Raw genomic sequence first — 8840 nt, forward strand, 5'->3', positions numbered from 1 at the left:
ACAGAAAGGTGACGGTCGTTCCGGATCGCCCGCGGTTCAGCGGGTTGCCGCGTGAGTCTGCCAACGATACGGTTTGGTAACCGGCACACTTTCCGGCCAACCCCGGCCGCCCCCTACACCCTCCCCGCCAAATGAAACCGCGACGCCGGATGCCACAACCGCACCGACGTCGCGACCTGTTCACCGACCCAGGTCCGCCGCCGGAGCAGCAAGCACGGCTCGCCGATTTCCATCACCAGATGCCGGCGCACCTGCGCATCGGGCTTCTGCGCATAGATCCGGAACTCCGCACGCTGGATCGGCGCGAGCCGCACCATATAGTGATTCGGCGTCTCGACCGTGAAGTCCTGTTCCAGATACGCGGGAAACAGTGCCGGGTTCACGTAGCGATCCTCGAACTGGATCGGCTCGTCGTCCTCGTAATGCACGATACGCGAATGGAACACCGGCCCCGAGCGCAGCCCGAGCGCTTCGATCGCCTCCGTATCGTCGCTGTTTTCGAGCAGCAGCACGCGCCCGCTGTGCCGATGGCCGCGCTCCGCGATCTCGTCCGCGATGTTGCGGATTTCCAGCACCGTCGATTCGTAATGCCGCCGTTCGACGAACGTGCCCGCGCCCTGGATGCGGGTCAGCACGCGCTCGGCGGTCAGCTCGCGCAGTGCACGCGACACCGTCATCCGCGCGACGCCGAACTCCTTGACCAGTTCGGCTTCGGTCGGAATCGCCCCGCCGGGTTTCCAGTCGCCTTTCGCGATCCGCTCGACGACGTAGCGCTTGATCTGCTGGTAGGCCGGCAGCGCGCGCGCCGGCACGTCGTCGCCCGACGCGACCGTCAGCCCGGCGGAAAGGTGTCGTTCCGTATGGTTCATGCGCCCTCGCCCGAATGATTATTAGATGTCCAGATAACCCGCCACCGCCACCGCCCCCGTCACCCGACGTCACAGCACCGGCGGCGGCATCCCCGCGACGATGCCGGTCGCGATCGCGATGTCGTCAGCGAGCGGCCGGTCGTCCTGGTACGCGGGCACGCGTTCGCGCACGTGCCGCCACAACGTATCGGTGGGCGCGGCCCGCGCCGCGCCGTTCGCCTGCAGATCGTACGCCTGCGCGGCCGCCAGCATCTCGATCGCGAGCACGCGCGTCGTGTTCTCGATGATGTCGAGCGCCTTCAGCGCCGCCGGCGTCGCATGGCACAGGTGATCTTCCTGCAGCCCCGACGTGATGCCGCCGTCGAGGCTCGCGGGCGCCGCGAGCCGCTGGTTCTGCGCGACGAGGGCGACTGCCGTGTACTGCGCGATCATGAAGCCGGAGCATGTGCCGCCCGGCGTCGCGAGAAACGCCGGCAGCCCGCTGACGAGCGGATTGACGAGACGGTCGAGACGCCGTTCGGCGATCGCCGCGACCTGGGCCATCGCGGCCGCGAGGCTGTCCATCGCGAGCGCAATGCCGGCGCCGACCGCATGCGCCTGCGAATGGACGGCCGGTTCGTCGCGCGTGCCGGCGACGATCGGGTTGTCGGTGACGGACGCCAGTTCGCGATCGACCACGTCCGCCGTCACGGCGAATACGTCGCGTGCCGCGCCGTGCACATGCGGAATCGTGCGCAGGCTGAGCGGATCCTGCGTATGCCGGCCGCTCGCCGCGCCGAGCATCCCGCTGTCGGCGAGCAGCGCGCGCAGCCGTGCGCCGACCTGCCCGATGCCGGGCGAAACGCGTAGCGCGAGCGATGCCGGATCGAAGGATGCCAGCTGTCCGCCGAGGTTCTCGAAGCTCATCGCCGCGACCCAGTCGGCCCAGTCGAGCAGCCGCTCCGCGCGGGCGAGCGCGAGCGCGGCCAGCCCCGTCACGCACGGCGTGCCGTTGACGAGGCTCAGCCCCTCCTTCGCACCGAGCACCAGCGGCTCGCGGCCGATGCGACGCAACGCTTCGTCGCCGCGCATCCGCTCGCCGCGATGGCGCGCATGGCCGTGACCGATGCAGACGAGCGCGACGTGCGCCATATGTGTCAGATACCCGACCGACCCGTGCGCCGGCACCTCCGGCAGGCAATCGTGTTCGAGCAGCGCGACGAGCTGGTCGACGACATCGGCGCGTACGCCGGAATGCCCGTGCGCGTAATTGTTGATCGCCGCCGCGATGATCGCGCGCGTTTCCGCCGCGCCGAGCGGCGCGCCGACGCCGACCGCGTGGCTCATCAGGATGTTGCGCGACAGTGTGCTCTGCTGCGCCGGCGACACGATCACGTTGCACAGCGCGCCGACGCCGGTGTTGACGCCGTACGCGCGGATGCCGCGCGCGACGATTTCATCGACGAGCTCGCGTGCCGCGGCGACACGCACGCGCGCTTCGTCCGTGAGCGCCAGCGGTTCGCCGGCGGCCACCTCCGCGATCTGCCGCCAGTCGAGCGGCCTTGCCGAACGGAATACGGTCATGATGGCCTCAGTTCGCGGCGCGGTCGTGATGGCTCGACACGAACTGCCGGAAGCGCTCCGAGCACTGGCCGCCGAACAGGTCGCCGGGCGTGCCGTCCGAGTCGACCTCGCCCTGATGCAGGAACATCACGCGATTCGACACGTGCAGTGCGAAACCCATTTCGTGCGTGACGACCAGCATCGTGCGCCCTTCCTCGGCGAGCGAACGCATCACGCGCAGCACCTCGCCGACCAGTTCCGGATCGAGCGCCGACGTCGGTTCGTCGAACAGCATCACCTTCGGATGCATCGCGAGCGCACGGGCGATCGCGACGCGCTGCTGCTGGCCGCCCGACAGGTGCGCCGGATAGTAGCCGCGCTTGTCCGCGAGGCCGACGCGCGCGAGGAGCGCCTCCGCTTCCTCGACCGCTTCGGCGCGACTGCGCTTCTGCACGCGCAGCGGACCTTCGACGAGGTTGTCGAGCACCGTCATGTGCGACCACAGGTTGAAGTTCTGGAACACCATCCCGAGCTGCGAGCGGATCCGGTCGACCTGGCGCCGGTCGCCCGGCTGCAGCTTGCCGTCGCGTGCGCGCTTCATCTTCAGCTCCTCGCCGGCGAGCGCGACAGTGCCGTCGTCGGGCGTTTCGAGCAGGTTCAGGCAGCGCAGGAACGTGCTCTTGCCCGAGCCGCTCGCGCCGAGGATCGAGATCACGTCGCCTTCGTGCGCGTCGAGCGAAATGCCCTTCAGCACGTGGTGATCGCCGAACGACTTGTGGATGTTCCTGACCGACAGGGCAACGGGAGCAGCGGTGTTCATCGGATTCTCCTGGAAGGATGGATGCGCTCAGGACGCGACGCGTCGGGCGTCGCGCGCGGCCGCGGCCGGCGCGCCGGTCTGCTTCGGCGCGCGCAGGTGGCCCGACAGCCGCCATTCAAGCGCGCCGAGCACGCGCACGACAATGAAGTTCAGGCCCAGGTAGATGAGGGCCGCGCACACGAACACCTCGGTCGTCCGGTAGGTCTGTTGAATGATCTGCTGCGCGACGCCCGTCACTTCCCACACGGTGACGAGGCTCGCCAGCGCGGTCGACTTGACGAGCAGCACGGCTTCGGTCGAATACGCGGGCAGGCACTGGCGCAGCGCGATCGGGCCGATCACGCGACGCAGCAGCGCGAAGCCCGACAGGCCGATCGAATAACCGGCCTCGATCTGCCCGACCGGCACGGCCATCAAGCCGCCGCGCAGGATTTCTGCCGTATAGCCGGCCGTGCACAGCGCGAGGGACAGCACCGCGCACACATACGGTTCGCGCAGCAGCGGCCACATGAAGCTCTCGCGGATCACGCCGAACTGGCCGAGCCCGTAGTACACGAGGAACATCTGGATCAGCAGCGGCGAGCCGCGAAACACGAGGATGTACGCACGCGCGAAGCGGTTCGGCAGCCAGTGCGGCGACACGCGCATCGTGACGATGACGAGCGACAGCAGGCCGCCGAGCACGAGCGATGCGAAGAACAGGCCGAGCGTGGTCGGCACGGCCGCGAGCAGCTGGCGCAGCGTGTCGAGGAGAAAGTCGAAATCGATGGACATGCGATCGCTCCGTCAGTTGCGTGCGAAATTGCGGCGGAACGAGCGGCCGACGATCGCTTCCGCCCGGTTGAACACGCGGTTCGACAGGCCCGTCATCACGAGATAGAGCGCCCCGCCCGCGACGAAGAACACGAAATACTGGTGCGTCGAGTTCGCGGCGATCTGGCTGGTGCGCAGCAGCTCGGCGAGCCCGGTGACCGAGATCAGCGCGGAGTCCTTGAGGCTCAGTTGCCACACGTTGCCGATGCCGGGCAGCGCGAAACGCAGCACCTGCGGAATCAGGATGCGGCGCAGCACCATGCTTCGCGGCATGCCGATCGAGCGCGCCGCTTCGAGCTCGCCCTTCGACACGGCCAGCACGGCCGCGCGATACACCTCGGCCTGGTACGCGCCCGAGATCATCCCGACCGCCAGCGCGCCGATCACGAACGGCGGCACGCCGATGAAGCCTTCCGCGCCGAACCACTGGCCGACGGTCGTGACAAGCGTCGAGCCGCCGAAATAGAACAGGTAGATCACGAGCAGTTCGGGCACGCCGCGAAACACCGTCGTGTAGAGGTCGCCGAACACGCGCGCGCTGCGGTGGCGTGACAGTTTCGCGGCTGCGATGCCGGCGCCGATCACGGCACCGACCGCGAGCGCGGCGAGCGTCAGCGCGATCGTCATCAGCGCCGCGAGCAGCAGGACGCCGCCCCAGCCTTCGGTTCCGAAGCCCAGCATTTCAAGGATGGCCATGCGTGCCTCCCGGCAAGCGTTGAGTGGATCGGCAGGATGCGCGCCGCTGCGCGACCGTCGGGTCGCTCATGCAGCGGCGGCCGCGCGTGTGCTTACGGCGTGACGTCGGTCTTGAACCACTTGTCGGCGAGTTTCTTCACGGTGCCGTCCGCGAGTGCCGCGCCGATCGCCGCGTCAAACTTCGTCTTCAGGTCGGCATCCTGCTTGCGGAACGCGAGGCCCTCGCCCGGCCCCCAGATCGGGCCGCCGAGCTTCGGGCCCGCGAGCACGATCGACGCGTTCTCCTTCTTCCCGGTGTTCGCCGCGTAGTACGTGACGTCGTCGAACGATGCGTCGATGCGACCGGCGACGAGGTCGAGATCGCGCTCGGGCGACGTCTTGTATACGCGGATCGACGCGATGTCCTTGAAGCCGTCGTTGATGAACTTCGTATAGACGGTGCCCGACTGGATGCCGATCGTCTTGCCCTTCAACTGCTTGCGCAGCGCATCGACGGTTGCCTTGTCCGCATTCGCGTCGCCGGTCAGCTTGACGATCGGCGCGCCGGGCGCGGCCTTCGGCAGGATCTTCGTATCGGTGACCGCGAACGTCGCGGGCGTGGCCGCATACGGACGCGAGAACAGCAGGATCTTCTCGCGCTCCGGCGTGATCGAGATCGCATCCATCAGGATGTCGAACTTGCCGGCCTGCAGGCCCGGAATCATCCCGTCCCAGTCCTGCGCGACCATGTTGCACTGGACCTTGATCCGCTCGCACACGTTGGCGAGCAGCTCCGGTTCGAAGCCGCCGAGCTTGCCGCCCGGCAGCGTGAGGTTCCACGGCGCGTAGCCGCCTTCGAGCGCCACCGTCACCGTCTTCCATTCCTTTGCCTGCACCGGCACGGCGAGGGTTGCCGCAGCCGCCGCGATCGCGCCGATCGTCCTGATTGCCCACTTGATGCGCTTGCCGTTCACGAGATTTCTCCTTGCGTTGAAGTTCGTCATCCCTTCGGTCTGCAAGACGCCTCAGGAATTTGTCTATACAAGCATGCAAGAAGAAAAACGGCCGGACAAGCGTTGATCAAAAAAAACCGCGTAAACGCGGGAAATCCCCTAAATACGGGGCTCTGACGCGCCTCTTCGCGGGGAATTCGGGCACACGTTTGGTGCAAGATGAATGGACAAATCGCCAGGATGACTAGACAAATTTTGAATTCGATCACTCGACGCCTGCCGCGCGACATGCGGCGGCGGGCAACTCGACCTCGCGCAAATCGGGGCGCTGACCGGAACGCCGGTTCATGCTCGATCGATTGTTTTGGGCGCGGGTTTGGCCGGGATCGATGAACCGTGGCGCCGCTTGCGCTGTCGGTCATCAGGAAGGCAGACCTGGATGGTGGCCGCTTGCGCAGCCTGCAATGGGATCAGTGCGGCCGATGGGCCGGTGTTCGGGTGGGGGCGTGCCCCGTTGCTGACGTCAGTGCCGGATGCACGACGTTTCCCACATATTGGCAAGTACCGAAATCGCGCGGCACGGCGTGAAGACGAGCCGGGAAATGGTCTGACCATACGTCGGCGTCACCTGGAACACGCCCCTGCTTCGACTTGCTGCCGCCGTACGTGGCGACGATGCTGTCGGTGAAACGGTCGAATTTCTCGGGCGGGCGCTGCGTGCACGTGCGCCGTGTCGTCATGCGGCCCGACTACGAGCGTCGGCGCCGATATGGCGACGGGTTTCGGCCACGCCGCGAACGCCGTGCGTGCGGCGCGGAAACCGCCCGCCACCATCGGCGCCGGGCATGTCGAGCGAACGTGCTTCGTGATCGCCGCTCCTTCCTGCTGCAATCGTCCGGACAGCAGACGATCAGCTTCGTCCGTCTTCTTCCCCGCTTCGCACGTCGCCGAGCATCGTGACGAGGACGAGCGCGGCGATCAGCCCGAGATGCTCGAAAAAGCTGTTGAGCGCCATGAAGCGCGCGGCGCCCGTCTGGTTCCAGAAGTCGTTCGCCACCGCCATCGCGACGAGCGTCAGCGTGCCGAGGCTGCCGGCGCCGAGCCACGTGAAGCGGCGAAACACGATGCACAGCGAGCCGCCGATCTCGACGACGACCGCCAGTGCAGCCCACAACGCGGGCGGGTGCAAACCGAAATGCGCCTGCTCCGCGATTGCTGCGTCGAAGTGCATCGCCTTGTTGATCCCGCCGATCAGAAAGGCGGACACGAGTGCAAGTCGAACCAGCGCGCCGATCCACGGCTGCGCGAGCAGCGCACGAATCCACGCGGGGCTGTACCGGCCGGTTGTCGTCGCCATGTCAGACCGCCCAGCAGGAACAGCCGAACGCGCCCCAGAAGCCCTTCGCGTCCGACGTCGGCAATGTGCTGCCCCACGCGCTCGCGTGCGCATGCTGGTGCACGTTGCACGCATTCGCGCAGCCGCACATCGCGGCGGCGGCTGCCGCGCGTTGCAGCGGTGCGCCGCTGCGCTGCGTCGCGCCCCAGCCGCCGTAGCCGCCGTACTCGCGCACCGGCGACCAGTCCGGCATCGCGGGCGGAATCGGCGCGTCATGCGACGCGAACGGGCCCGCGCCCCACACGATCCGGCCGCCGACCACCGTCAGCAACGCGGTCGTGCCCGCGATGTCGTCCTCCGCGCACGCGAAGAAGTCGCGATCCGGCACGACCACGTCCGCCAGCTGCCCGACCGCGATCCGCCCTTTCTTGCCGACCTCGTTCGAGAACCACGTCACGTATTCGGTCCACATGCGCAGCGCGGTCTCGCGATCGAGCAGGTTGCGCTGCGGATACATGCGCAAGCCACCGATCGTCTTGCCCGTCACGAGCCAGGACAGCGACACCCACGGGTTGTACGACGCCACGCGCGTCGCGTCGGTGCCGGCGGACACCTTGAGGCCCTTCGACAGCATCTTCGCGACCGGCGGCGTCGCTTCGGCCGCCTGCGCGCCGTAACGCTCGACGAAGTATTCGCCCTGGTACGCCATCCGGTGCTGCACCGCGATGCCGCCGCCCAGCGCCGCGATACGATCCATCGACTTTTCGGTGATGGTTTCCGCGTGATCGAAGAACCAGTTCAGCCCTTCGAGCGGGATGTCCTTGTTCACCTTCTCGAACACGTCGAGCGCGCGGCTGATCGTTTCGTCGTACGTCGCATGCATGCGCCACGGCCAGCGGTTCTGCGCGAGCACGCGCACGACGCCCTCGAGATCGTCTTCCATCTGCGCCGGCAGGTCCGGACGCGCGACGCGGAAGTCCTCGAAGTCGGCCGCCGAGAACACCAGCATTTCGCCCGCGCCGTTGTTGCGGAAGTAGTCGGTGCCGTCGTGATACTTCGTGCTCTTCGTCCAGTTCACGAAGTCTTCCTTCTCGGCGTTCGGCTTCTGCGTGAACAGGTTGTACGCGATCCGGATCGTCATCTCGCCCGCGTCGTGCAGCTTGCGGATCACCTCGTAGTCGTCCGGATAGTTCTGCGAGCCGCCGCCCGCGTCGATCACGCCGGTCACGCCGAGACGGTTCAGTTCGCGCATGAAGTGGCGCGTCGAGTTGTACTGGTATTCGAACGGCAGCTTGGGCCCCTTCGCGAGCGTCGCGTACAGGATCGTCGCGTTCGGGTTCGCGAGCAGCAGCCCGGTCGGGTTGCCCGCGGCATCGCGCAGGATCGTGCCGCCCGGCGGCTCCGGCGTGTCCTTCGTGTAGCCGACCACGCGCAGCGCGGCCGCGTTCAGCAGCGCGCGATCGTACAGGTGCAGGATGAACACCGGCGTATCGGGCGCGGCCGCGTTGAGTTCGTCGATCGTCGGCAGGCGCTTCTCGGCGAACTGGTGCTCGGTGAAGCCGCCGACCACGCGCACCCATTGCGGCGCGGGCGTGATCGCCACCTGCCGCTTGAGCATGTCCATTGCAAGCGCGAGCGACGGCACGCCGTCCCAACGCAGTTCCATGTTGTAGTTCAGGCCGCCGCGAATCACGTGGCAGTGGTTGTCGATCAGGCCCGGCAGCGCGCCGCGGCCCTCGAGATCGACGACCTTCGTCGCGCGGCCCGCGAGCGGCATCACGTCCGCGTCGTGGCCGACCGCGACGAAGCGGCCGTCCTTGATTGCGACGGCG

8 protein-coding genes and 1 pseudogene are annotated in these 8840 nt (G+C 67.4%); all 9 read right to left on the reverse strand.

Annotated features, from left to right (window positions below; translation table 11 throughout):
* Positions 1-113: 113 nt before the first annotated feature.
* Entirely contained in the window at positions 114-869 is a 756-nt protein-coding gene (gene hutC / locus ABY44_RS20725) for a histidine utilization repressor (RefSeq protein ID WP_060174354.1), read from the reverse strand.
* Positions 870-938: 69 nt separating this feature from the next.
* Complete coding sequence (locus ABY44_RS20730; protein ID WP_060174353.1) at positions 939-2432, reverse strand: HAL/PAL/TAL family ammonia-lyase; 1494 nt, start codon at positions 2430-2432, stop codon at positions 939-941.
* 7 nt (positions 2433-2439) lie between these two features.
* Positions 2440-3231: an ABC transporter ATP-binding protein gene (locus ABY44_RS20735; protein ID WP_431641729.1), complete on the reverse strand. Its 792-nt coding sequence runs from the start codon at positions 3229-3231 to the stop codon at positions 2440-2442.
* Positions 3232-3258: 27 nt separating this feature from the next.
* Positions 3259-4005, reverse strand: a complete 747-nt coding sequence (locus tag ABY44_RS20740) for an ABC transporter permease (RefSeq protein ID WP_027792650.1) — start codon at positions 4003-4005, stop codon at positions 3259-3261.
* Positions 4006-4017: 12 nt separating this feature from the next.
* On the reverse strand, positions 4018-4740 hold the full coding sequence (locus ABY44_RS20745) for an ABC transporter permease (RefSeq protein WP_027792649.1): 723 nt from the start codon (positions 4738-4740) through the stop codon (positions 4018-4020).
* 92 nt (positions 4741-4832) lie between these two features.
* Positions 4833-5723 (reverse strand): transporter substrate-binding domain-containing protein, encoded by an 891-nt coding sequence (locus ABY44_RS20750; protein WP_414143087.1) that lies wholly within the window; start codon positions 5721-5723, stop codon positions 4833-4835.
* Between the two features lie 511 nt (positions 5724-6234).
* Positions 6235-6506: pseudogene (locus ABY44_RS20755) on the reverse strand (glyoxalase); the annotation flags it as partial.
* Between the two features lie 76 nt (positions 6507-6582).
* The gene (locus tag ABY44_RS20760; protein ID WP_431641735.1) at positions 6583-7029 is read right to left on the reverse strand and encodes a DoxX family protein; all 447 of its coding nucleotides are present in this window, start codon (positions 7027-7029) and stop codon (positions 6583-6585) included.
* 1 nt (position 7030) lies between these two features.
* The coding region (locus ABY44_RS20765; protein ID WP_431641737.1) for an amidohydrolase at positions 7031-8840 on the reverse strand (1810 nt) is incomplete at its 5' end.

This window comes from Burkholderia sp. ZZQ-2, from assembly GCF_050768715.1.
In the GTDB taxonomy this organism is placed as follows: domain Bacteria; phylum Pseudomonadota; class Gammaproteobacteria; order Burkholderiales; family Burkholderiaceae; genus Burkholderia; species Burkholderia cepacia.